Origin of the sequence: Dolichospermum compactum NIES-806 (genome assembly GCF_002368115.1) — a bacterium.
Taxonomy (GTDB): domain Bacteria; phylum Cyanobacteriota; class Cyanobacteriia; order Cyanobacteriales; family Nostocaceae; genus Dolichospermum; species Dolichospermum compactum.
In genome coordinates, this window is the sequence record NZ_AP018316.1 from 1,783,899 (window position 1) to 1,808,206 (window position 24,308).

Consider the following 24,308-nt stretch of genomic DNA (forward strand, 5'->3'; position numbering starts at 1 on the left):
ATTAAATCATACAATTAGGTAAATTATCTCATGTTAAATCCTTTACAATTTCAAAATAATCACAATGATCAAGATGAAGAAAGTTCTGCAACTTATCTTTCTATTGGTGATTTAATGTCAGGATTACTGATGTTTTTTGCTCTGCTTTTTATTACTGCTTTAGTTCAATTGAATGAAGCTCAAAAAGATATTACCAGAATTTTAATAGGTGAATTAGAAGGTCAACTAAAAGCGAATAATATTCAAGCCTCAATTGATCCAAATACTGGTGATATTAGCTTGAGAGATAACATACTATTTGAAACTAATAGTGCTAAATTAAATCCTCAAGGTGAAAAAACATTACAAAAACTGATACCAGTTTATAGCAAAGTAATTTTTGAAACTCCCAGAGTTAAAGATCAAGTTGAACGAGTAATTATTGAAGGTCATACCAGTGCTTATGGTAAGTCTGATTTTAATATGGAATTAAGTTTAATGAGAGCATGGGAAGTTTCTAAATATACTTTGTATAAAATGCCATTTTCTAATACATCTCATAAATCGCAATTAGAGAAAAAAATCATGGTAGTAGGGAGAGGGGAAAATGATTCAAAATCAGGAGATTTATCAACAGATAGAAAGGTAGTATTTCGGATTCAATTTAAGGGGCAAGATTTAGGTCAGTTAAATACAGGAAAAAAGTAGGAAGTTATGCTTAATAAAAATCTCGGCGAAATTACTCCACCTGACTATAAACCTCATAGATTAATCACTCTTGCTAAAAAACAAAAAGTAGGTAATATTAACCTAGATATATTAGTATTAAAAGAAAAAATTAATGATAATAAAATCAATGAAATTACTTTTGTAGAATGGATATGGTGTATTGATAATGATCAACCTTGGGAAAAGTTACAGGATTCAGAAAAACAAGAATTATCTTTAAAAATTTGGAATATTTCTTTGGAAATAGAATGGTTATATTTTACATTAATTCGTCGTTTAGCTTGGTGTTATAGTGGTCAAAAAAATGTCATAGCATCTTATTTGAAAAAGAGTTTTCCTATTTGGAGTAAATCAATTTATTTAAAAGATAATTTAGCAATTAAAATTCTGGTTGCTTTAGGAACAGATTACCCTAAACAAGAACTGGTTAAAATTACCTGCAATCACAATTTAACTCGGAACGAATTATTAAATAAAATAAATAATGTTTTGCCAAATCTTCCAATCTTAAAAGATTATCTCTTAGAAATTGCTCCTTATTTTCCTAAAATGCATCCGATTACTTTAGATAAAGTTAACTGGTTATTACGTTGTTTTGATCAAATGGAGGAAATAATACAAATTGCAGCAGTTGAATATATATTAAATCATGTTTCTACTAGCATAGCTGGTACTTTTCCTGAGTTGGTTAATTGGTTAAAACAAAATTATAATAATTCTCAAAAACAATCAAAATTATCAGATAAAGCTAAACAAAAATTTAGAGATTGGGTTGGTGCAATTAATTATAATGATTTTCGCCAATTAGTAGATTTAATTATTAATAGGGTTAGCATTACAGAAAAAGAGGAAAAACAATTAACAAGACGGCAAGGTTTTTGGGCTAACTATAGTAATAGTTTTATGAGAATTAAAATTTTACTTCCTATGCAATCTTATCAAATAATTAATGATTTGCTGCGAGAAGATCAAGATGTAAAAAAATTGGAATTTGATGGCAGTGATGCTACAGAAATATGTATATTTGATTTAGGAGATAAAGGTTTTATTGTTGAATTTTTTAGAGGTAGAGGCAGTGAAACTAGATTATTTCCTAAAAAAGATGATATCGAAAGAATTTTATTCGGTTCAAGATCATTATCAGTAAAAAAAATCAGATCATTAGGTGGAGAAGCGCATGATCATGTTCTGGGTTGGCAATGGTCTTGTGAAAAATTATTGAGAGAAAAATATCAGATTTTACCAAATACAGGAACTACATATTTTATTGGTTTACACGAAATATATGGTAGATATAATAGAGGTTTACCTGAACTATCTACTGAAAATAAATATAAACGCCAAGAACAACTACAACAATGGAGAGGTATAATTAACAGACTAGAATCAGATGCCAGGCGATCGCAATTTTGATAAACTTTAATTGATATATAATTAATAATTATGACAGATATTTTTGAAAAACCATCAATAGAAAGTTTACTTAATGAAATTGTCGCTTTAAATCATAGCTGGAAAGCTGCGGTAGAATTATTTGGAGATGATACTCCTTTAGCCCAAAGCGCGAGAGATTTAAAAGGATGTTTACAGGTAAGGTTATTACATACTTATCCAGATCAGGTTTGTTTGATCATAGATAAAGACACCTCTGAACAAGCAGGAGAAGACTTATATAGTTTGCGCTTACTAACACCTATCAATAATCGTTATGATGCTGAACATTTACCTGTAAGAGTTGCTAAAAAATTACTTACTGAAGAAGAAATTAAAGCGTTAACTAAACAATATTGAGTTAATTAGAATATCCTACGAGAAATTAAAAAAGACAGGTATTAAACCTACTCTGTTTATAACTCGTAATATACCCGACTTCTCTAATCAATTGGGTATATTCTTGATCATTTTTTCGCGTTTTATGGGTTGAAGCTATTGACTCGCGCCAAAAAATATGTTAGACTAGCGCTTGATAAGGAAGAACTATTCTCCACTTTCTCCTCCCACCACGACATCCCGAATTCGTAAACTCGGACCACCGCAACCGACGGGTAAACCATTTTGTCCACCTTTACCACAACCCCCGGATTCATCCCAGTAAAAATCATCACCAATAGCTTCAATATCTGCGAGGGTTTGGAAAACATTACCGGAAAGAGTCACATCCTTTACAGGTTCAGCAATTTTGCCATTTCTAATCATCCAAGCTTCCCCAGCACTGAAAGTGAACATTTCCCCGTTCGTCATTCCTCCTAGCCAATTTTGGGCAAAAACACCTTCTTTAATCCCCGTAAATAAGTCCGCGACTGGGGTTTTACCCCGTTCAATCCAGGTATTTGTCATTCTCACAATGGGGGAATAGTGATAATTGAGACAACGGGCATTTCCTGTGGGTTTCTCCTCTAATTTACCAGCAGTTTCACGGGAATGGAGTCTACCAACTAATACACCATCTTCAATTAACTGGGTCGTCGTCGCCGGTGTACCTTCATCGTCGTAAAAATAACTACCGCGATGTCCTTGGGGTGCAGCGCCATCAAATATTTGCAGTTCTTCCGGTCCAAAACGTCGTCCTAGAGTCATGACTTCCAGAATATCAGGGTTTTCATAAGCCATATCTGCTTCGGAAAGATGTCCAAAGGCTTCATGAACAAACAAACCGCTGAGAATGGGATCAATAACTACGGTGTAAGTATTACCCTTGACAGATGGTAAAGATAAAGCCGTAACAGCCCTTTCTGCTGCACCTTTAACTTGTTTGTCTAAATTAGTTAGATCTTCGTAAGCTTTGCGAGAACCAGTGGTTTCTCTGCCGGTTTGTACAGTATCCCCATTCCTGGCTGTGGCGGCAAAGCGCATTTCCATATCTACCCAAGATTGATCAATGAAAGTTCCTTCAGATGTGACAAGAATCACTCTTTGAGTGCTATCACTGTAATGAACGGACGTGGTAGTAATACGGTGATCAACTGTTTTCAGGAGGTCAGTATAGCGATCGCATAATTGCTTTTTCTGCTTTAGCGAAACCTGACGGGGATCAGTACCCAATAGAGGTAATTTACATACAGCTTGCACAGGATTAATCGCTGCAAGTATGGTTTCTTCATCACCCACTATCCGGGCTGCGGCGATCGCCTCTTCTATGCGTTCTTCAATGGTTGCTAATTTGTTGAAACTACTTAATCCCCAGCCACCTTTATAACAAGTGCGAACATGACCACCAATGGAAATTCCCTCGCTGAGAGTTTCCACCCTATCACCACGCAAAACAATATCTGTTCCTTCAGCTTCTTCCAATCGAATCATCAAATAATCCACACGGGAAGAATAACGGGAAATTAAATCTGAGAGGAGATTTTGAACATCAGTAAGTTTAGTTGTCATTTTATAAATCGCTATAAATTACATTTATTTTCTTATTGAAAAACATATTTTTCTGCTACTTTCCAATAACGAGAAAACCGCTTTAAATCAATATATCCGTCATATTCAAAAAACGGTTCTACAGCAAAAACTTCCAAAGTTACAGACTTTTCAATTTGATCACAAATATCATCAAACCTGGGACTGGGACTATCTGTAGTTACAACTAAATTAGTATTATGTTCCTTAGCAAAAGCTAAAACTTCTGCTGCTACATTTCCTCGGCGAATTTCCACAGGTAATTCTAGCAAACATTCATAAATGAAAGTCAGGCGTTTGAGGCTAATTTGCCATTCTGCTATTAAAGCATCATCCCAAACCCAAAGGGCTGGGGCTTGGGGATATGCTTGGAGTACAGGGCTTTGGGGACTCAGACAGTCTCCATTGATCCAAATAACTGGTTTATTCATAATCTTTGCTTATCTATATCAAGAGAAAAACCAATATCCAACCATCTTAAATTATAACGGTGATAGTCAATCATTTTCCAACAAGTTCAAATCCTTTAATGGCTGATTTGACAAGCATTGTGACCCTTAACTCCAAGCATTCTAACTTTCCTGATCCATAAAATTTTAATAATTTTTGCAAAATCGTAACTATGGATACATCCAATTCTGGCAACAGTGGATAACATGATAAAAATATTCACATAGTAAGAAAAATCAAGAATCAAAAAACCATTTCTTGTTCCTCTTACCATTTTCATAAACAGCAACCTACAGGAGTTTGCCTTCTTAAATAATTCACCCGACAAAAATAATCTTTATTACCTTAAATATAAGGTTAAAACAACTCTATCACAATTCATACCAATTTGATGTGAGACTGCACAGAATCATAAAATCCATGAATTCATCCGCGTTTATCTGCGGTCAATGATTCTAGAAATCTGATTTTATTAGGACTTACGCAAGTGTCACACCAAAAATCTGTTGTAGGGTGCGTCAGACTGCATAAATCCTGCAAATAAACAGATTGTTGATATTTGACGCACCCTACCAATGTGCCAGTTGCGTAAGTCCTGTTTATGTAGCTTCATATTAATTTGGTATCAGTATGATATTATCAAAATATGTCATACTAATTCGGAATTTTAGATTGGGGATGAAAAACACTTTGACAACAGTTTCCCACACCACTAAATATCCGCAGTTAGCGTCCTTGTGATATTTCAGCTAAACAATCAAGGAGTTCATTATGCTTCGACAAATGTGCTGGTTATCTAAGTATGGCGGTGATGATGAAAAGATTTTACACTTGCAAACTGCACCTGGACAACCTTGGCGACCTTACACAGCTTTTCCGCAATTTTCAGTTCCAGATTATCGCATTCCTCGCGGTTCTAAGGGTTGGGCTACTTATCAAAAACTCTTGAAAGCGGGTTGGACTTTAGTACCTAGTGCCAGAGGCAGTGAATTTGCCCTCACTAGCTATGCAGAGTCAACTGTGCATAGTTCATAGCCTATATTACCATCTGGGGAAACCCATCAACATTTTTGGTCTTGCTGAATTGAAGTATGAAATTAGGAAATTTAATGCAGCCTTAATTCTTTGCGTCTTTGCGCCTTTGCGTGAGACATATTCATATATTTAATCAGCAACACCAACATTATCTCATCCCCAGATTGGTGATAGGAGTCACCAGTTAAAAATTGTTCGTATATTTGAGCAAGTAAACCCCAAAGACCTTACAATGGAGGAGGTGCGTTAACTGCTGTTACAAACATTTATATTTATGCCTCCTCGTTGGCCTCGCAAACCAGATCGCCAAGATCCAGATTTCCGTAAACTAGATGATCGCATGAATTTCGCTGTTCATGTTGGTATTTGTGCAACTGTCACTTCTGGGTTGTGGTTTTTCCACATTTTGAAAACTACTGCCTGGGAATGGCTTCCTGGGGTAACAATTGGTTGGGTGGGAGTATTGCTGCTGCATCTAATTTACATTGGTGCGATCGCTAATTACGACCAAACCCCACCGAAATCTACCTAAAGAAAGACTATCTAGCTAGGGAATTCTTACCTGTGGTAGTAGCTAAAGTCTAGCTAATTGAGTAATAATGTGAAATGAAAGTCAGATATCCCAATATTACGAACAATGAGGTTATATTTGTGGCTAAAACTAATACCACAGAATTACTGGAAACCCTAGCGGCCGAAATTGGTGAAAGTGTTTATATAGATATTGCAAAATGGCATCTTTATTTAGCCGATGCCAAATTGCATAATATTGTTGCTGAAAAATTGTATCCTTTAATTACTTCTAAAGGCGTTAATGAAGAAAAAGTAATTACCGCTTTAGAATCTATCACTGTGAAAGTGGGTGGTGGCAGAAATGAAATATCTTTAATTAATTTATTGCCCTTGCAATGTCAAGTTACCTTAGTAGATATTGTCGAGAAATATCAACGGGAAATATAATCTTCATTTTCTTCCCATTGGCAAATTTACACATTTTAAATAATGGAGGTTGATCAATATGTTTTTACAAATCAAAGATAGCCGCGATTTGGTGAAAATAGTTGATGTTCAAGAACTATTAGACCCCACTAGTAAAATCGTCCACGCCCAAGATCAAGAAGGACAAGAAGAACAAGAAACCGACATTTATCAAAAAGAAGAACTAGTATTTCCCTCTGGAGAAAAATTACCACGTTGTTGGTTAGATGCCAAATTTAGAGAAAGAGAATCTGTAGCAGCTTAATATTAATTACATAGGGTGAGATAAATCACCCTATAATTATAATTGGTACTAACCGCATAGATTGGATTTAAGATTAACTAGAAATGCCAGCCAAAGATATTTATCACAATACAGTTAGAACTGCGTTATAAAAAGATGGATGGATAATTACAGATGATCCCTTTAAACTAAAGTGGGGGTTACGAGAATTATTTGGGATCTTCCGTACTTACTATGCTAAATTATTGTTTCAAATCCCAAAATCCTTGCCATATAAGGATTTTACGTTAATTCATTGGTTAATTTGACATAAATTTGGCATCAAAAACAATGAAACCCTTTGTTTATATGGGTTATGGGGTAAATAAACTCATATTTGGCATAACAGGTACGGAAGAACCAATTTTTTCTGAACCTATTGGTACATTAGTTTTGAAAAAACATAAAAACAGATCCCCGACTTCTCCAAGCAGTCGGGGATATAAATTCCTAAACCTATACTTTTTGTGTAACTGTCACACTTTCAGAACCTTTAGAAAAGGCTTTAGTAATCCAATAGGTGAAAATATGAGAAAGTACACCTAAAGGACCGGCAAATAAACACAAAGCTATCGAGTGAATTGTCCAAATTCCGGTTTTTTGTCCTTCCCAATAAATCCATCTACCGACAAATAAATCCATTACCAAAAAATGAATCCAACCTGTAGCAGCAGCCGTTTCATCACTAAAAAATCTAGCTATATCTGCTAATTGAGGATTTGATAAAGCTGCGGCGTTTTCTGGGGTAATGCTGACGACAAATAAATAGGAATATGCACCAGCTAAAACAACAAAAGGTAAATAAGATTCCATTACCTTGCGGGTGACATTCCAATTGGGTAACAGAATCATCAAAGCCCAAAAAGGCAAAACAAAAAGATTGGCAACGTTAAATAAATCTGTGATATTCATATTACAAAGCTACTAATTGAGATTCTATTTCTGAAGATTGTAAATTACGACCGATAAAAACTAAACTGGTTTGTTTTGCTTCTTCTAGTTTCCAAGGACGATCATAAAATTTATCAAATCTTGTTCCTACACCTTGCATAACTAACCGCATGAGTTTATTCTCAACAGCCACAAATCCTTTAATTCTGTAGATTTCCTGTTCTTCTGCCAGTTTTTCTAATGTTACTTGTAGCTTTTCTGGGTCAAATGTTCGGTCTAAAATCACGTGAGTTGAGTTGATTTCATCATCATGATCATGGTCTTCTTCGGTGTCATGATGACTAGGACGATCATCTAAATTATCTTCAACTGCGGCTGCAAATCCTAATAAGATAGATGGGTCTAATTTACCATAATCACTAGAGACAATTTTCACAACTCTAGGTAATTCATTCTTAACTAATTCTAAAACTTGTGCTTGTGTTTCACTATCAACTAAATCAGTTTTATTCAAAATCACTAAATCAGCACAAGCAAGTTGATCTTCAAACAATTCTTGTAATGGTGTTTCATGTTCTAGACTATCATCTTCTTGGCGTTGGGCTGCTATGGCTTCTAAATCACTAGCAAATGTTCCCGCGGCCACAGCGGCACAATCTACTACTGTAATGACTGCATCTACTGTAGCAGCATTGCGGATTTCTTGCCAACGAAAGGCTTTAATTAAGGGTTTTGGTAAGGCTAAACCAGAGGTTTCAATGATAATATAATCAATGCTATCTCGGCGTTTAATTAATTCCCGCATTGTCGGGTAAAATTCTTCTTGGACAGTGCAGCATAAACAGCCGTTTGTCAGTTCAAATATATTAGTTTCTTGATTTGCTTCTGTTTCATCTTCTGGGCAAATTTGACAGGATTTCAATAATTCTCCATCTATCCCCAGTTCGCCAAATTCGTTAACTAATACTGCTATGCGTCGTCCTTGGTTGTTTTGGAGGAGGTGACGGATAATGCTGGTTTTACCGCTTCCTAAGAAGCCTGTGATGACGGTAACGGGGATTTTTGTAGCCATGTTTTGTGTGTAGTTTTGAATTCAATTTTACCATATATTGTATAACCCCTCTCCAAACCTCTCCCCGCAACGGGGAGAGGCTTAAATACCAAGAATATTACTAATTATTAGTTTAAAAGCCCCTCTCCGTGTCGGAGAGGGGTTGGGGTGAGGTCAGATTATTTTAAGAATATCCAATTTCTATCATTTTGAAAAATTCCTACACTACTTCATCAGGATGGTTATAACATCTAGGACTTACGCAACTGGCACAAGCGATGGTGCGGCTACGCTGCACCGAGCGCCTAAAGACTAAACCATTGACATAGCAATATCTGGACGTTTTAGTTGTCCTATTAAATAATTAGAAAGCAAATTATGCTTAATTTGATAAATAGTTTGACCTGTGTTGTAAGCTAAGTTTTTTAGTCTTAGCCAAACCAACATAGCACAAGCTATATGATTTCTTTGAAGACGACCTTTGCGACACTGACATGATTCAATGCCAGTTAATTGTTTTATCTCCCTGTGAAACTCTTCTATTTTCCAACGGATTTTACACACCTGTTGTGTAACATCCATAGAACTCATTTTTTAAATAATAATTAATTTTATCGTGACTAATATTGTCTAAATGTTCTGCTAGATTAGTCATTGTGTAGTTGATTTGACTGCTAAGTAAATACTGGCAGTAATTAAGTTTAGTAAATTTCATCGTTAATTAATTTCTTAATGCACCCTATCATCATTCTCTCATAAAATTAATACCCGTCATTTATTTAATCTATTACTATTAACAATTCTCAATCAGTCTGATTCAATAACATCTTCATTATTGCAGTACACATATACTAATAATTAGCGATCGCTGTGCCAGTTGCGTAAGTCCTGATAAGCTTCTTTAGCTTTATTTTCCGCTTCTTGTCTGATAGTATCTGTGATGGTATCAATGGGAAGAGTAAATTCTACTCTAGTCATAAAATTACAACTTTAATTAACTGAGGAACTAAAGCTTTCAAAGCATTACCACGATGACTAATTGATTTTTTTAAACCCGTCGTCATTTGAGCAAAAGTCAATTGTTTCTCTGGTACATAAAAAACCGGATCATAACCAAAACCACTATCTCCAGAAGGTGCAAATAAGATTTCACCGTGACAAATACCCTCAGATTGAATTACTATTTCTCCTTGAGGATTTGCAACTGCGATCGCACACACAAATTGAGCTTGACGATTTTTCTGATCACCTAATTCTCTTAATAACCTCTCAATCCGTTCTGTATCCGTGTTACCATAACGTGCAGAATACACCCCCGGCGCACCATTGAGGGCATCTACCTTTAAACCAGAATCATCAGCGATCGCCCAATTACCTGTAGCTTTAGCAATTTCTGAGGCTTTCAGACAAGCATTCTCCGCAAAGGTTTCTCCCGTTTCTTCCACATCCAAATCTTCTGGTTTTAAAGCTAATTCCCAACCAGAATCAGCTAAATAAGCCTGCATTTCCTTCAATTTTCCGGGGTTTCCTGTCGCTACTACAAGTAATTTATTCATCAGTTGTTAGTTGTTAATAAAAAGGTAATTACAGCGGTTTCCGCTCTTATGCGCTATATCTTAGCCCCCTCATCGCTTGCGGGGAGGGGTTCTTGTATTTCACTCAACCAAGAACCGCCATATCAAATTCTGAGATTATTTATGCTAAATTTTCCGATAAATTGACTTTTTTATATAATTTCTTTAAAGATAATTCTACATTAATTGATGACAAATTTATCATAGCATCTTCAGTTTCATACTCCGTTAAAATCCATTGATTTTCCGAAGTTTTCACATACTGCATTACATAATATTTAGTTTGGTCAATTAAAATATATTCTTTAAACTCAGGAATTGAGCGATAATAAAGAAACTTATCACCACGATAGCTGCGCTCGCCGTAGGCATCATAATCTTTTGTTGATTTAGATAAAACTTCCACAATCAACACAGGATTAGTAACTATTGTAGTATTAGCGCTGTAATAAAATAGCCTATTTTATAGGCAAAAGAGGTACAAATTTTCATCACAAAGCTTTGCACCTCAAGGGTTTTACTACTGACGGGGTTTTTTCTTAGAAGCCTTTAATACAGGTAAAGGGTCAGCCGAAGACTGAGGAGGTAAATAATATTGTGCAACAGGTTCTTCTGGTAAAGACGGACGTTGCTGCATTCGCCATAATTTAAAGACGAGAGCTATTCCGGCTGTTCCTAAACCAAAGGTGAAAAGTGACCAACTATCATCTAAACCACCAATCAAAGCATCTATCATTCCCACTGTTATCAACGCACTAATGATAGGTTCTTTGCGGTAGGCTGACTTTAAAAAACGAGGTAATACAGCATTCATCACAGCTTACTTAGTTCCAGTTAGATTTTTTGTATAAATTTACTCAGAATATCCCAACTAATATTTGTCTGTTTCATCAAAGGCAAATAATAGCATAGATAATTGTAATTTCCTTTGGCAAAAAAGGGAGTACGGTAATTAACACCCACAGACAGAAGAGATTGTGTTGAGGATCATCACAGTTATTTCTATTTTACTAGGACTGAGGCACTAAGTTAACTTGGGGAAACAGCCTGAGAGGACAAAAATAAACCGAAAACTAGTGTAGAGACGTTATATGGAACGTCTCTACACCTAATTCATACTATCAGTAACGCCAAATTAGAAGTCTACTTTAAACCAAGCCATGCAATTACACCTTGATTGGTAGCGTATTCAATTACTACCATTAAAACAAAACCAATCATAGCTGCTCTGCCATTTAAACGTTCAGCATATTCATTGAAGCCAAATTTGGGTTCTTCTAATTTGGGGGTAATGGTTGGTTGTTGTTGTGTCATAATCAGTGATTCCTTTCTTGATAATTGGCAAACAAAAATTTACAGAGATTTTTCAAGTAAATTGCCGGCTCTGGTCGTCGGTACTTAACAATTTTTAATTATTCTTTATCTATTGTAAGAAGACTGGCGGATTAGTCAAGGTGTAGCGTGAGGGAGAATAAAAATTTTGCATTTTGAATTACTGAATACGGAAATAATCAGCTAGGTACTGGCACGCTAAAGTGAAACAATCAAATATAAGAGGCTATCAATGGAAATTGGTGTTCCCAAGGAAACTAAAGATCAGGAATTTCGGGTAGGTTTAAGTCCTTCCAGTGTTCGGGTATTACGGGAAAACGGTAATAATATTTTTGTAGAAACTGAAGCTGGTACTGGCGCGGGATTTACTGATGAAGACTACCGCAATGCTGGGGCAGAAATTGTCAATACTGCGTATGCTGCTTGGAATCGGGAGTTAGTTATTAAGGTAAAAGAACCTTTGGTAAGCGAGTATAAATTCTTGCAAAAAGAGCAGTTGTTATTTACTTATTTACATTTAGCGGCAAATCGCCAGTTAACAGAATATTTAATTGATTGTGGCACTTGTGCGATCGCTTATGAAACTGTAGAACAACCAGGAGCAAATAAACTCCCCTTACTCACCCCCATGAGTATTGTTGCTGGTCGGTTAGCCGTACAATTTGGCGCAAGATTCCTAGAACGTCAACAAGGAGGCAGAGGCGTACTTTTAGGCGGTATCCCCGGAGTCAAAGCGGGTAAAGTGGTAATTTTAGGTGGTGGTGTAGTTGGTACAGAAGCCGCCAAAATCGCCGTCGGTATGGGTGCAATAGTGCAAATCTTAGATGTCAACGTGGAACGTCTATCTTACCTAGAAACCTTGTTTGGGTCGAGAGTAGAACTACTTTACAGCAACTCCGCCCATATTGAAGCCGCCGTCAAAGATGCCGATTTACTCATTGGTGCAGTCTTAATTCCCGGTAAAAAAGCCCCCATTCTCGTATCTCGTGAACTAGTTAAACAAATGCGACCCGGTTCAGTGATTGTAGATGTCGCTGTTGATCAAGGTGGATGTGTTGAAACTTTATATCCCACTTCTCACACTAAGCCAGTATACCTTGATGAAGGAGTAGTGCATTATGGCGTGCCGAATATGCCAGGAGCAGTTCCTTGGACATCTACACAAGCTCTCAACAACTCCACCTTACCTTATACAGTCCAATTAGCAAATCTGGGGCTTAAAGCTTTAGAAATTAACCCAGCCTTAGCAAAAGGTTTAAACGTCCAAAATCACCGTCTTGTACATCCTGCTGTGCAAGAAATGTTTCCCGATTTAGTTGGGTGATTGGTGATTGGTGATTGGTGATTGGTGATTGGTAAAATTTAACCCAGTCCCCAGTCCCCAGTCCCCAATCTACTTCACCATAGATAAAATAATCCCCACCAGTGAACCAAGAATTAGCACCATACCGCTGAGAGAACTAATTGCAAAACCAGGACCGCGTTTTTCAGCAGCTTGATAATATCCCCAAGCATAAGCAATTCTTCCTACTATCCAAGCAGCGCCCAGCGCAGAACCCCAAATAGGACTAACATAAGTAGAAAACAACCATAAAGCCGGAATAAATAAAGCTAGTTGTTCCAAGGTATTTTGTTGTACCCTTAGCACTCTTTCAAAATCCAGGTTTCCTGTAGTTTGCGGTACAGGAACTTGATATTTAGCTCTAGCTATACCAACATTAATTGTTACTACAAAGTATAGTATAAGTGCGGAAACAGTAACTAAACTAGGATAAGGAGACATAAAGTTGAGTAAAATGGGAAAGTAACGTGATTTACAAAATATTATAGGTGACGGGTGATTACTTACAGCAGGATTCACCGAGTCAGGAGTCAGGAGTCAGGAGTAAAACTGGCTTGCTGTCTGGCTTTGAATTTAGATCCTGTAACTCATTAATCTGCAATCTGCTGTAAGTGACAGGTGAGAATTTAATTAATTACTAGCCAGCAATGATAGAAACATTAGAACCATTAATTGAATTAAAAGGTATTTCTAAAACTTTTGGTAACAACAAGGTTTTAGATAACGTTGATTTAAAGATATACCGAGGACAAGCACTAGGAATAATTGGCCCTTCGGGAACTGGCAAATCAACGGTTTTAAGGATTATAGCCGGATTATTAAAACCTGATGAAGGGGAAATTTATATTCAAGGAGTACGCAGAGAAGGTTTAATAGAAGATGCTGCTGATCCGGTGGGAATTGGCATGGTATTTCAGCAAGCAGCCCTATTTGATTCGTTGACAGTGGAGGAAAACATTGGATTTCTACTTTATCAACATTCTCGACTCAAGCGATCGCACATTCGGGAATTAGTCAATCAAAAATTAGAATTGGTAGGACTAGCAGATATTAGTCACCTTTACCCATCAGAACTTTCTGGAGGAATGCGAAAAAGAGTCAGTTTTGCTCGTGCTATTATGTCAAATCCTCAACGGCCTACAGATAGTCCAGAGGTTCTATTATACGATGAACCTACAGCCGGATTAGATCCCATTGCCTCAACGGTAATTGAGGACTTAATCCGTGATTTACAAAATACACAAGGAGTCTGTAGTACCTACTCCATTGTCACTCACCAAGAAAGCACTATTCGGCGGACATCCGATCAAATAGTATTTCTTTATCAAGGAAAAGTGCAATGGCAAGGTACAGTAGTTGCCTTAGATCACACAGAAAATGCCCTAATTAGACAGTTTATGAGTGGAAGTGTAAATGGACCCATTCAAGTGGCTGGTTAAGTACTAAATCAAATTGCTGAGTTTAACGCTATCTGTGGAGGAATAAATGCGAGGTCTAATTAGCAGTTTCACGTCTGCACGCATGATGAGAGAAGGTTCTGTAGGATTGTTGCTCCTGGTAGGGTTAGGCGCATTTGGAATAATTTTACTGTGGTTAAATAGAATCACTCCCGGAGAAACTTCTTACAAAGCAACTATCGAATTTGCCAACGCTGGGGGAATGCAAAAGGGTTCAGTAGTCCGTTTTCGGGGTGTGAAAGTGGGAACTATCACCAAGGTTCAACCCGGAACAAATGCCATTGATGTGGAAATTCAAATTAACTCCCCTGATTTAATAATTCCCAGTAATTCCCTCATTGAAGCTAATCAAAGTGGATTAATTAGCGAAAATATTATTGAAATTACTCCAAAAGGAGATTTACCAGGGAAGTTATCTGCCAAACCTCTAGATAAAGACTGTAATTCTAGTTTGATTATTTGTAATGGTTCTCGCTTAAGAGGGATAATTGGTATTAGTGTAGATGAACTGATGCGTCAATCAACCATTTTTGCGGCTCAATATAGTAACGAAAATTTCTATAAAAATGTGAATCGCACCTTAGAAACCTCGGCTAATGCTGCTGCTAATATCGCCGATTTAAGTAAGGATTTACAAAATTTGAGCAAAACCTTCAAAGGACAAATAAATGTATTTTCTGGAACAGCATCTACATTACAACGCTCTACAACCCAATTAACTGAAACTGCTAATAAAACTGCAGATCAATTAGGGACAACAGCTAAAGATTTTAGTGTCACAGCTAAACAAGCAAGTCGCTTACTGACAAATTTAGATAATCTCATTACTACTAATCGTTCTTCTCTAGTTGGTACTTTAAATAGTATGACGGAGACAAGTAACCAACTTAGACAGACGGTTACAAGTTTATCACCTGCCATTAATCGCTTAACTCAAGGACAATTATTAACCAATCTAGAAACCCTATCAGCAAATGCAGCCGAGGCTTCTGTGAATTTAAAAGATGCCTCTAAAACTTTAAATGATCCAAAAAACATTGTTTTATTGCAGCAAACCTTAGATTCAGCGAGAGCAACATTTGAAAATACCCAAAAAATCACCGCTGATTTAGATGAATTAACAGGTGATCCTAAGTTTCGTCAAAATATGCTGCGATTGGTAAATGGTCTGAGTAAATTAGTTTCTTCTAGCAAAGACATCCAAGAAAAAACCAAGGTAGCTGTAACTCTAGATGCTCTCAAAGCTGATGCTAATCACCCAAAGGTAGTAATTACCGCACCTGTTCCCGAAAAACAAATATTAGTAATAAATTCCGCACCCAAAATAGTGGAGAAAGTGGAAACAACCCCCCAACCACCCACAGAATCACCCAATTCATCCCAAGAACAACTCCTCCAGAAACTTCGAGACTATCGAGAGAAGGGAATAGGTGACAGGTGACAGGTGACAGGTGACAGGGAAGGAATTTTCTTCTTTCTTTCTCCTGAACTCCTGATAGCGCAGCGTGGCGTTAGCCATACTCCGAACTCCTTAATTCCAATCCTGCTCATCTTTTTTGCCACGACTTTTGTAAATTCCGCCTGTATCATGGATTTGACGGGTTTTGGCAAATAGTTCAGCTTCAGTTAAACCCCAACGTTGCAAAACTTTATCTAAGTTGCTTTGGATGTCTCGCGCACCGGGGAAACCTTGATAACGAATTTTTAGTCTAGCTAATTCCGATAAATTGTAGTCCGTTGCGTCTTGAGCGAGTAAAATATCAATAAGGGGGCGATCGCGGTTGTAGAGTGGATGTTGTTGGTCTTTACCACCGAGAATTTCTGTCATCATCAATACCTGTACGAAGTTAGCAATCCATCAACAACTCAAGATCAAAAATCTCGACCATTGCTAATTATCCACCATTGTCTACTGAATGACGGCAACTACGCCTTGTCACTTACGGCTCTCACTACTGCCATTCAGCTTAAAATAAAGATACATTATCTTTAAGAAAATACAAGAAACTCTAGATAAGGGTGAACTTATATCTCACCCAAAGACCAAGCAGCACGAGGGAAAGAACCCGCTATGTTTGAACACTTCACTTCCGAAGCCATTAGGGTAATCATGTTAGCTCAGGAGGAAGCACGACGACTGGGACACAACTTTGTAGGAACAGAACAAATTCTCCTGGGTTTAATGGGAGAAGGAACAGGTGTTGCTGCTAAGGTACTAGCTGAGTTGGGTGTTACCCTGAAAGAAGCCCGTCGAGAAGTAGAAAAAATAATTGGCCGGGGTTCTGGGTTTGTCCCTCCGGAAATTCCTTTTACCCCGAAAGTCAAAAGCCTGTTTGAGCAATCTTTCCGAGAGGCTCACGGTCTTGGACATAATTACATAAACACTGAACACTTATTATTAGGTTTAACGGAGGCTGGTGAAGGAGTCGCCGCCAAAGTATTACAAAATCTAGGAGTGGATTTACCAGTTATCCGTTCGGCTGTGATGAGCCGATTGGGTGAAGACACAGCGGTTGTCACTGGTGGTAGAAGTAATTCCCAGCGAAATCAAAATTTATCTATAGAGGAGTTTGGCAGAAACCTCACCAAACTGGCTCAGGATGGCAGGCTAGACCCAGTAGTCGGTCGCCAGACGGAAATTGAAAGAACGGTGCAAATTCTCGGTCGGAGAACTAAAAATAACCCGGTTTTGATTGGTGAGCCAGGTGTGGGGAAAACAGCGATCGCCGAAGGTCTAGCCCAACGCATTGTCAATCAAGATGTCCCCGAAATTTTACTTGATAAACAAGTAATTAGTTTGGATATGGGGTCTGTGGTGGCGGGAACTCGCTTCCGGGGTGACTTTGAGGAACGCCTCAAGAAAATCATGGAGGAGATCCGCACAGCAGGAAACATCATCTTAGTGATTGATGAAATTCATACCTTAGTCGGTGCAGGTGGCACAGAAGGCGGTTTGGATGCAGCTAATATCCTCAAACCGGCTCTAGCCCGGGGAGAACTCCAGTGTATTGGTGCAACCACATTAGATGAATATCGTCAACACATCGAACGGGATGCGGCTCTAGAGCGGCGTTTTCAGCCAGTTTTGGTAGGAGAACCATCAGTAGCAGAAACTATTGAGATTCTTTATGGTTTGCGCGGTGCTTACGAGCAACATCATAGAGTTAATATTACTGATGAAGCGGTAATTGCGGCGGCTGAATTGGCAGATCGTTATATTAGCGATCGCTTTCTACCCGACAAAGCCATTGACTTAATTGATGAAGCCGGTTCTCGTGTCCGCTTGCGTCACTCCCACATTGCCAAAAACAAGGAACTTAAACGAGAATTAACCACCGCTACCAAAGCCAAATCTGAAGCCATCAGAACCCAAGATTTTGGCAAAGCTGGTAAATTGCGGATACAAGAATTAGAACTCCAAGCCAGACTCGATGTAGAAGAAAATCAGGAAACCGTTAACTCTCCCCTCGTCAACGAAGAAGACATCGCCCAAATTGTCGCTTCTTGGACAGGTGTTCCTGTCAACAAACTGACCGAGTCTGAATCCGAATTGCTGTTACATCTGGAAGACACCTTACATACAAGACTCATCGGTCAAGAACAAGCAGTTACAGCCGTTTCCCGCGCCATTCGTCGCGCCCGTGTGGGCTTAAAAAATCCTCATCGTCCCATTGCTAGTTTTATCTTCTCTGGACCAACAGGTGTCGGTAAAACCGAATTAGCTAAAGCCTTAGCTGCTTACTTTTTTGGTTCGGAAGAATCAATGGTGCGTTTAGATATGTCCGAATACATGGAAAGCCACAATGTTTCCAAGTTGATTGGTTCACCTCCAGGTTATGTAGGATACGACGAAGGCGGACAATTAACGGAAGCTGTGCGGCGTAAACCCTATACGGTGTTGCTATTCGACGAAATAGAAAAAGCGCATCCCGATGTATTCAATATGCTGCTGCAAATCTTGGATGACGGTCATCTTACGGATGCCAAAGGGCGGAAAGTAGACTTCAAGAATACATTAATTATCTTGACTTCTAATATCGGTTCTAAGGTAATTGAAAAAGGTGGTAGCAGCTTAGGGTTTGAATTTGATAATCACGCAGACGCTAGTTATCATCGCATTCGTAACCTAGTTAACGAAGAACTCAAAGCCTATTTCCGTCCAGAATTCCTCAACCGGGTTGATGATATTATCGTCTTCACTCAACTCAACAAGGATGAAGTCAAGCAAATTGCTGAAATCATGCTGCGTGATGTTGGTAGTCGTCTCAAAGATAAGAACATCACTTTAGAAGTGACTGAAGCCTTTAAAGAGAAGGTTGTCCAAGAAGGCTATGATCCTAGCTACGGTGCTAGACCATTACGTCGTGCTATTGTGCGTCTGTTGGAAGATTCTCTGGTTGAAGCGATCTTATCTGGGGAAATTGCAGATGGAGATAAGGCTATTGTGGATGTAGACGATGATGGCCAGGTAAAGGTCAGAAAATCGGAAACCCGTGAGTTGTTATTAACTAATGTTGGTTAATTTGGGATTTCTACAATATCGGTAATTTATTTGGTGGGTGACTTTATTGTTAACCCACCTTTTTTAATGGGTTTTTATGGAAGAATATGGATTAAATGAACCACGAAGGGACGAAGAACACGAAGGAAGAAGGAAGAAGATGGATAATTTCACACTATGAGTGAAAGGTTCTGATTTTTTGGGAAGCATTGAGAATTTCAATCCCTATGACATTACCTGCTGTGTCATAAGTTTCAAGGCAGCGGCTAAAATATCATCATTAGATTCTATCTCATCGTTTGAGCCACTATTGCTCTTTCTTCCGGTTGTAATTGTTGTACAGCCGTAATTAATTGTTCTAAGGTAGTCGGGACTGATATCATCATCTAATTTCCCAAATCATTGTTTAAGATATTTGATAGTTTTAATTTGAATTACAATCCCACTCATTTTCTTCTAACATACCTCTAAGATACAAGGTTGGGTTGAACGATAGTAAAACTCAACAAATGCTTATAAATGTTGGGTTTCTTTGCGTCAACCCAACCTACGTAATTTTCTTGTTTGAGCTTAACCGACAAGTATTGGCTGTAAACCGCCTATTTAACTGTGACTGGCAGTTTTTACGCCCACGGCTTTTGGAATAATTAATGATTTGTGGTGTTGGGTTTTGCAACCCAACCAACTTTATCATCTACGAAAATGCAAAATTGGCATAGCAAATAAACCCCAAGCCAAACCAGTAATCAAACCAAAAGGTGTAACAATATAATTATTAAAATCCCATAAACCGAAAATCTGCGCTGCTAACTCCATTGGATAAGCCATCATCAACACACTAGCAAAAGCAGCGCCAGTCAAACCATATTGACTTAGCCAAAAAACACCTTTTCCATTAGTTAAACCATACAAAATTCGAGTTATCAATAAACCTGATACCGTACCATAACAGCGCATACAAACCGCCATAATAAACGGTGGTGCTAACTCCAAACCCATAGTAGGCTGCGGACATACATGATTACCCATAAAGTAAATAATGTCCGCAATGTCTGGAAGCAAAAACACGCCAGACGCAGCCAAAAAAGGAGCAAGAGGGGGACCAAAAACCATCCCAGCTAACAGGAAATCAGCAAAAAAACTCACCCAATTAACTTGTTTAAACTGTAAATCCCTAGATAAAATAGCCCGTTGCATCTTTTCTCTGTATCCTCTGTGTTTCGTTTTCTTCAATACCAAAAATGATTATAAATCATCATCTGGATTTATACCCATTGCCCGTAAACGTTCGGCTAATTGTGCAGCTTTAAGTTCTGCTTTTTCATCCCTTAATTTTTGTAATTCGGCTTCTTCTTTACCTACCAATAATAAATTACCATCCAAATCCCACCACCGTAGCCAAAGTTGTTCAGGATTATTTAAATAACTTCCTAGCCATAAACCTAATTCTACACCTAAAGGGGGAATTGGGTAATGTCCACGTTCGTTAGGCTGCATTTTTTGGTAAGAAAAATCTACCAAATGATAAACTTCTAATTGATCATTATTAACTTCATAAATGGCATAATAGGGAATGCGGATAATGCGTTCATATACCCAGAATTTACCTGGTTTTTCACCTTCCTGTAAACCAGCTAGAGGAGTTGTATCTCTTTCTTCATTACCATTACCACTGGCTAATTCTATAGCAATTAATGGGGGAATATATTCCCGCCATAATACATAAGAACGACGAATTTTACCATCTAATCTAGGTGCTACATCAGGGACATAAAACCAATCTGGTGCTATGCTACCTTTTTCTGGTGGTTCAGTTTCGCGCCAGTAAATACCACAATCTTGACCTATACAAAATTGTCCATCAGGATGTAATTTTTGTAAACTTTGAATTATGGAATCTGTGATGATAATACTTTGGGGATGTTCTTGAAAATTCTTCACGAATGTACCATCAGACTCTGGGAGTTGAGTATGATCAGGAAACTGCGGTGGTATAGCAATATCAGCCAGGGTTTCACTCATACTATTTAAAAGATTGCGGTTGTTAATTTAGTATTATATCAGAGAATAGGGAGCGCGTAATTACTGGATATTGTATTATAAAGGTTATACGGTCATCTATCACAGATTATGATTTGCTGCTTAAACCCGGATTGTTCCCAGCCTATCAACCCTGATCATCACAAGTTCTGTCAATCTTGCAGAACCCCGTTAGTACCATTATTAATCAGTCGCTTTCGAGTATTGCGGGTGCTTTCTAATGAAGGTGGTTTTGGGAGAACCTATTTAGCGGAAGATAGCCAAAAGTTAAATGAACCGTGTGTAATCAAGCAACTTGCACCTAAACAGTCAGGAACTTACGCTTTAAAAAAAGCCACAGAGTTATTTATTGAAGAAGCTAAACGCTTACAAGATTTAGGAGAACACCCGCAAATACCAACACTGTTTGCTTATTTTGAAGATAATGGTTTTCTCTATTTAGTACAACAGTTTATTAAAGGGGAGAATTTATTAGATGAATTAGCACAAAAGGGTAAATATCACGAAAATCAAATTAGAGAATTATTACTAGATTTATTACCATCTTTAAAGTTTATTCATGAGCGCCAGGTTATTCATCGGGATATTAAACCACAGAATATCATGCGCCGAGCCAGTGATGGTAAATTGGTATTAATTGATTTTGGGGCTTCTAAACAATTAACTACCACAGTTCACACCCAAATAGGAACACAAATTGGTTCTTATGGATATAGTCCACTGGAACAAATACAAGGTGGTGAAGCTTATCCAGCCAGTGATTTATTCGCTTTAGGTGCAACTTGTTTTCATTTATTAACAGGGGTTAATCCTTTTAATTTATGGACAATCAATGGTTTTAGTTGGGTGAATAATTGGCGAGAAAATTCACCCGTTTCTGTTAGTCAGGATTTGGGGAAAGTTTTAGATAAGTTGTTGAAAATTGAGATTCAAAAACGGTATCAATCTGCGGATCAAGTCATCAAAGATATACAAATTCCTCCTACTATTTATGTACCTCCAGGGGGAAATCAAATTTCTCAAAATCAAATTTCTCAAAATCAAATTTCGGGAAATTCTCCAACTACAATCAATCGTCGCGGTTTTATCTATGGAGGATTATGTTTAGGTGGTGTAACTGTTGCATTTATAGGACAAAGTTTATTTTCTGGGAAGAAAACTTTTAGTTTTGAAGTGGTCAGCACTAACGCAACCGGAAACATCATTAACCGACGGAATGAAAGTGCAAAATATTTCACAGAAGATTTAGGAAATGGTGTAACATTGGAAATGGTGGAAATCCCAGGGGGAACATTTATCATGGGTTCACTGGAAAACGAAGCAGGAAGGTATTCAAACGAAGGTCCCCGACATCAAGTTACTGTTCCTGCTTTCTTCATGGGAAAATATGAATTGACACAGGCACAATATCAAGCTATCATGGGTAGTAACCCTTCTCGATTCCAAGGCAATAATCGCCCAGTAGAACAAGTCAGTTGGAATGATGCAGTTACATTCTGTGAAAAGTTAAGTCAAAAAACACAGAAATACTACAGATTACCTAGTGAAGCTGAATGGGAGTATGGTTGTAGAGCCGGAACTACCACACCGTTTTATTTTGGTGAAAGTATTACCCCAGAATTGGTAAACTATAATGGTAATTACACCTATGCTTCTGCACCAAAAGGCCAGTATCGTCAACAAACCACAGATGTAGGTTCTTTTCCTCCTAACGCTTTTGGTTTGTACGATATGCACGGTAATGTATGGGAGTGGTGTTTGGATGATTATATAGATAATTATAATGCTACGCCTAAAGATGGTAGTGCTTTGACAGGACGAAGCAGTAAGAAATTGCTGCGCGGTGCTTCGTGGAGCTTCAATCCTGAAGACTGCCGTTCTGCCGTCCGCTACAACGTCAACCGCGCTTTCAGGAACGACATTATCGGTTTTCGCGTTGTCTGTTTTAGTGCGGCGAGGACTTAGTAGCCCTTTACACTCTTGCTCTTTTGCCCTTTTCCCTTCTTTCTCTTTTCCCTTGTTCTATCGTCTCACGGCGATCAATTTTTTTTCTAAAAGTTAGAGTAGGGTATATCGTACGATAATAACAGAGTTTTTCGGTCATGTCAAGTTTTATTTTGTCAGAATCAGGATATCCAGGATTTGAGGATTTTCAGGATGTTGTTGATAAATTTCTGGTTTTCCTTTGCGTCTTTGCTACTTTGCGTCTACCCTGCGGGATCTTTAAGAGAGATTGCGCGAAACTGAATATTAAATGTTCTCAGAATCTGACAATTTTTAAACTTCTCCTGCTGTAATTAGAGCATAATTATATATTTTAGGACTGATCCTTGTACCTTTTATTATTAAATCATCCAAAATATTTTTGACACTATCAATTAATCCTTGTTCTTTGGCTAAAATAATTACTCCAACTAAACCAACAATTGGTAAACCTCTACCAATAGCAACTTTTCTACCAGCTTTTTCATCAATTAAAAGTTGATCAGCTTTTAATTCTTCTGCCAAAATAATCGCAGAACATTCTCCTAAATCTAAATCTGTTTCTAATTGCAAATTTTTAATCAGTTCGTGATTATTTATAGAACGAACTTCCAGCCATGATACTAATTTTACAGCTAAAACAGCAGGATGATTTCCTGTGGTTAATTCTTCATAGACTTGTTGAGGAATTATCACTCTGCCAAAAACAGCCTGAAGTAAATCTAATTTACCAATTTTAGCAAGTTCACTTAATGGGGTTGTATCGGAAACAATAATCATAAATTATTTGCTTTTAACCCCATTCTCGCTTGATTGATTTCTGACTGAAATTCCTCTAAACTCATACTATCGTCAAAAAGAGATATATCATATTTAGACATTAACTCAATCATATCTAATCGAGAAATTCTTAATAATTGACTAGCTTTACCACTACTAATTTCTCCGTGTTTTAGTAGTGTCATTACATAAGCTTCTTTAGCTTTATTTTCTGCTTCTTTTCTGATAGTGTCTGTGACGCTATGGATGGGAATGGTAAACTCTACTTTAGTCATACAATCACATTTGTTTATTTTGATGATGCTTATATTATAAACCCACAGAGGTAGTTATATCTTCAAAATATTGGATTTTACCACGGAGGGAAATAAATAATTCTGCTGTTGAACTTTTTACAACAATATTTTATAGTATTTTAGTTTCCATAAAAGTAATTAAAACTTCGCCTTCTAAGATATTTTTAGGAATTTCAGATAACTTAATCTTCCCATTTCTGTAAATTCCTTT

The 24,308-nt window shown here is 37.6% G+C and carries 25 protein-coding genes and 3 pseudogenes; 12 read left to right on the forward strand and 16 right to left on the reverse strand.

Annotated elements, in window-relative coordinates:
• Positions 1-30 precede the first annotated feature (30 nt).
• The 3 genes from CA730_RS08610 to CA730_RS08620 are packed head-to-tail and all read left to right on the forward strand — an operon-like array spanning position 31 to position 2,499.
• Entirely contained in the window at positions 31-687 is a 657-nt protein-coding gene (locus CA730_RS08610) for an OmpA/MotB family protein (RefSeq protein ID WP_096666303.1), read from the forward strand.
• 6 nt (positions 688-693) lie between these two features.
• Positions 694-2,121: an EH signature domain-containing protein gene (locus CA730_RS08615; protein WP_096666306.1), complete on the forward strand. Its 1,428-nt coding sequence runs from the start codon at positions 694-696 to the stop codon at positions 2,119-2,121.
• A gap of 30 nt (positions 2,122-2,151) precedes the next feature.
• Positions 2,152-2,499 (forward strand): hypothetical protein, encoded by a 348-nt coding sequence (locus CA730_RS08620; RefSeq protein ID WP_096666309.1) that lies wholly within the window; start codon positions 2,152-2,154, stop codon positions 2,497-2,499.
• A gap of 186 nt (positions 2,500-2,685) precedes the next feature.
• Here CA730_RS08620 and CA730_RS08625 read toward each other — a convergent pair whose 3' ends face one another.
• Positions 2,686-4,086, reverse strand: a complete 1,401-nt coding sequence (locus CA730_RS08625) for a TldD/PmbA family protein (RefSeq protein WP_096666312.1) — start codon at positions 4,084-4,086, stop codon at positions 2,686-2,688.
• Positions 4,087-4,118: 32 nt separating this feature from the next.
• A complete protein-coding gene (locus CA730_RS08630) occupies positions 4,119-4,535 on the reverse strand; it encodes a hypothetical protein (RefSeq protein ID WP_096666315.1) in 417 nt (138 codons plus the stop codon).
• 790 nt (positions 4,536-5,325) lie between these two features.
• Here CA730_RS08630 and CA730_RS08635 point away from each other — a divergent pair.
• The 4 genes from CA730_RS08635 (at position 5,326) to CA730_RS08650 (ending at position 6,832) form a co-directional block, all read left to right on the forward strand.
• Positions 5,326-5,589: a hypothetical protein gene (locus tag CA730_RS08635; protein ID WP_096666318.1), complete on the forward strand. Its 264-nt coding sequence runs from the start codon at positions 5,326-5,328 to the stop codon at positions 5,587-5,589.
• A 274-nt stretch (positions 5,590-5,863) separates the two neighbouring features.
• Complete coding sequence (locus tag CA730_RS08640) at positions 5,864-6,121, forward strand: hypothetical protein (RefSeq protein WP_096666321.1); 258 nt, start codon at positions 5,864-5,866, stop codon at positions 6,119-6,121.
• Between the two features lie 119 nt (positions 6,122-6,240).
• Entirely contained in the window at positions 6,241-6,549 is a 309-nt protein-coding gene (locus tag CA730_RS08645; protein WP_096671388.1) for a DUF3181 family protein, read from the forward strand.
• Positions 6,550-6,607: 58 nt separating this feature from the next.
• Positions 6,608-6,832 (forward strand): hypothetical protein, encoded by a 225-nt coding sequence (locus CA730_RS08650; protein WP_027401946.1) that lies wholly within the window; start codon positions 6,608-6,610, stop codon positions 6,830-6,832.
• 474 nt (positions 6,833-7,306) lie between these two features.
• Here the strand turns inward: CA730_RS08650 and CA730_RS08655 are convergent, their stop codons facing one another.
• From CA730_RS08655 to CA730_RS08685, 7 genes and pseudogenes are all read right to left on the reverse strand, one after another.
• On the reverse strand, positions 7,307-7,762 hold the full coding sequence (locus CA730_RS08655) for an ABA4-like family protein (protein ID WP_096666324.1): 456 nt from the start codon (positions 7,760-7,762) through the stop codon (positions 7,307-7,309).
• Between the two features lies 1 nt (position 7,763).
• Positions 7,764-8,813 carry a cobalamin biosynthesis protein CobW gene (gene cobW / locus CA730_RS08660; protein ID WP_096666327.1) on the reverse strand — a complete coding sequence of 350 codons (1,050 nt, stop codon included), beginning with the start codon at positions 8,811-8,813 and terminating at the stop codon, positions 7,764-7,766.
• Positions 8,814-9,104: 291 nt separating this feature from the next.
• A pseudogene (locus CA730_RS25140) lies at positions 9,105-9,380 on the reverse strand (transposase); the annotation flags it as partial.
• A 386-nt stretch (positions 9,381-9,766) separates the two neighbouring features.
• Complete coding sequence (gene rdgB / locus CA730_RS08670; protein WP_096666332.1) at positions 9,767-10,348, reverse strand: RdgB/HAM1 family non-canonical purine NTP pyrophosphatase; 582 nt, start codon at positions 10,346-10,348, stop codon at positions 9,767-9,769.
• 139 nt (positions 10,349-10,487) lie between these two features.
• A pseudogene (locus CA730_RS08675) lies at positions 10,488-10,817 on the reverse strand (Uma2 family endonuclease); the annotation flags it as partial.
• Between the two features lie 69 nt (positions 10,818-10,886).
• Positions 10,887-11,180: a hypothetical protein gene (locus CA730_RS08680; RefSeq protein ID WP_096666335.1), complete on the reverse strand. Its 294-nt coding sequence runs from the start codon at positions 11,178-11,180 to the stop codon at positions 10,887-10,889.
• A 329-nt stretch (positions 11,181-11,509) separates the two neighbouring features.
• Positions 11,510-11,680, reverse strand: a complete 171-nt coding sequence (locus CA730_RS08685) for a chlorophyll a/b-binding protein (protein WP_096666338.1) — start codon at positions 11,678-11,680, stop codon at positions 11,510-11,512.
• Between the two features lie 250 nt (positions 11,681-11,930).
• Here CA730_RS08685 and ald point away from each other — a divergent pair, with 250 nt between their 5' ends.
• A complete protein-coding gene (ald, locus tag CA730_RS08690; protein WP_096666340.1) occupies positions 11,931-13,022 on the forward strand; it encodes an alanine dehydrogenase in 1,092 nt (363 codons plus the stop codon).
• Positions 13,023-13,091: 69 nt separating this feature from the next.
• Here the strand turns inward: ald and CA730_RS08695 are convergent, their stop codons facing one another.
• On the reverse strand, positions 13,092-13,481 hold the full coding sequence (locus tag CA730_RS08695) for an MAPEG family protein (protein ID WP_096666343.1): 390 nt from the start codon (positions 13,479-13,481) through the stop codon (positions 13,092-13,094).
• Positions 13,482-13,687: 206 nt separating this feature from the next.
• Here CA730_RS08695 and CA730_RS08700 point away from each other — a divergent pair, with 206 nt between their 5' ends.
• Positions 13,688-14,479: an ABC transporter ATP-binding protein gene (locus CA730_RS08700; RefSeq protein ID WP_096666346.1), complete on the forward strand. Its 792-nt coding sequence runs from the start codon at positions 13,688-13,690 to the stop codon at positions 14,477-14,479.
• 46 nt (positions 14,480-14,525) lie between these two features.
• The gene (locus CA730_RS08705; RefSeq protein WP_096666349.1) at positions 14,526-15,938 is read left to right on the forward strand and encodes an MlaD family protein; all 1,413 of its coding nucleotides are present in this window, start codon (positions 14,526-14,528) and stop codon (positions 15,936-15,938) included.
• Between the two features lie 90 nt (positions 15,939-16,028).
• Here CA730_RS08705 and CA730_RS08710 read toward each other — a convergent pair whose 3' ends face one another.
• Positions 16,029-16,325, reverse strand: a complete 297-nt coding sequence (locus CA730_RS08710) for a DUF3288 family protein (protein WP_096666352.1) — start codon at positions 16,323-16,325, stop codon at positions 16,029-16,031.
• A 243-nt stretch (positions 16,326-16,568) separates the two neighbouring features.
• On the opposite strand from CA730_RS08710, the gene CA730_RS08715 reads away from it, so the two are divergent.
• Positions 16,569-19,019: an ATP-dependent Clp protease ATP-binding subunit gene (locus tag CA730_RS08715; RefSeq protein ID WP_096666355.1), complete on the forward strand. Its 2,451-nt coding sequence runs from the start codon at positions 16,569-16,571 to the stop codon at positions 19,017-19,019.
• A 154-nt stretch (positions 19,020-19,173) separates the two neighbouring features.
• Here CA730_RS08715 and CA730_RS26425 read toward each other — a convergent pair.
• From CA730_RS26425 to CA730_RS08725, 3 genes and pseudogenes are all read right to left on the reverse strand, one after another.
• Positions 19,174-19,248: pseudogene (locus CA730_RS26425) on the reverse strand (DUF2283 domain-containing protein); the annotation flags it as partial.
• Positions 19,249-19,688: 440 nt separating this feature from the next.
• On the reverse strand, positions 19,689-20,195 hold the full coding sequence (locus tag CA730_RS08720; RefSeq protein ID WP_096666358.1) for a DUF2085 domain-containing protein: 507 nt from the start codon (positions 20,193-20,195) through the stop codon (positions 19,689-19,691).
• A gap of 48 nt (positions 20,196-20,243) precedes the next feature.
• Positions 20,244-21,020: a Uma2 family endonuclease gene (locus CA730_RS08725; RefSeq protein ID WP_096666361.1), complete on the reverse strand. Its 777-nt coding sequence runs from the start codon at positions 21,018-21,020 to the stop codon at positions 20,244-20,246.
• Between the two features lie 108 nt (positions 21,021-21,128).
• On the opposite strand from CA730_RS08725, the gene CA730_RS08730 reads away from it, so the two are divergent.
• The gene (locus CA730_RS08730) at positions 21,129-23,003 is read left to right on the forward strand and encodes a bifunctional serine/threonine-protein kinase/formylglycine-generating enzyme family protein (protein WP_096666365.1); all 1,875 of its coding nucleotides are present in this window, start codon (positions 21,129-21,131) and stop codon (positions 23,001-23,003) included.
• A 312-nt stretch (positions 23,004-23,315) separates the two neighbouring features.
• Here the strand turns inward: CA730_RS08730 and CA730_RS08735 are convergent, their stop codons facing one another.
• On the reverse strand, positions 23,316-23,801 hold the full coding sequence (locus tag CA730_RS08735) for a DUF3368 domain-containing protein (protein WP_096666368.1): 486 nt from the start codon (positions 23,799-23,801) through the stop codon (positions 23,316-23,318).
• Positions 23,798-24,076: a UPF0175 family protein gene (locus CA730_RS08740; protein ID WP_096666371.1), complete on the reverse strand. Its 279-nt coding sequence runs from the start codon at positions 24,074-24,076 to the stop codon at positions 23,798-23,800. The genes CA730_RS08735 and CA730_RS08740 overlap by 4 nt, the downstream gene beginning before the upstream one ends.
• Positions 24,077-24,308 lie beyond the last annotated feature (232 nt).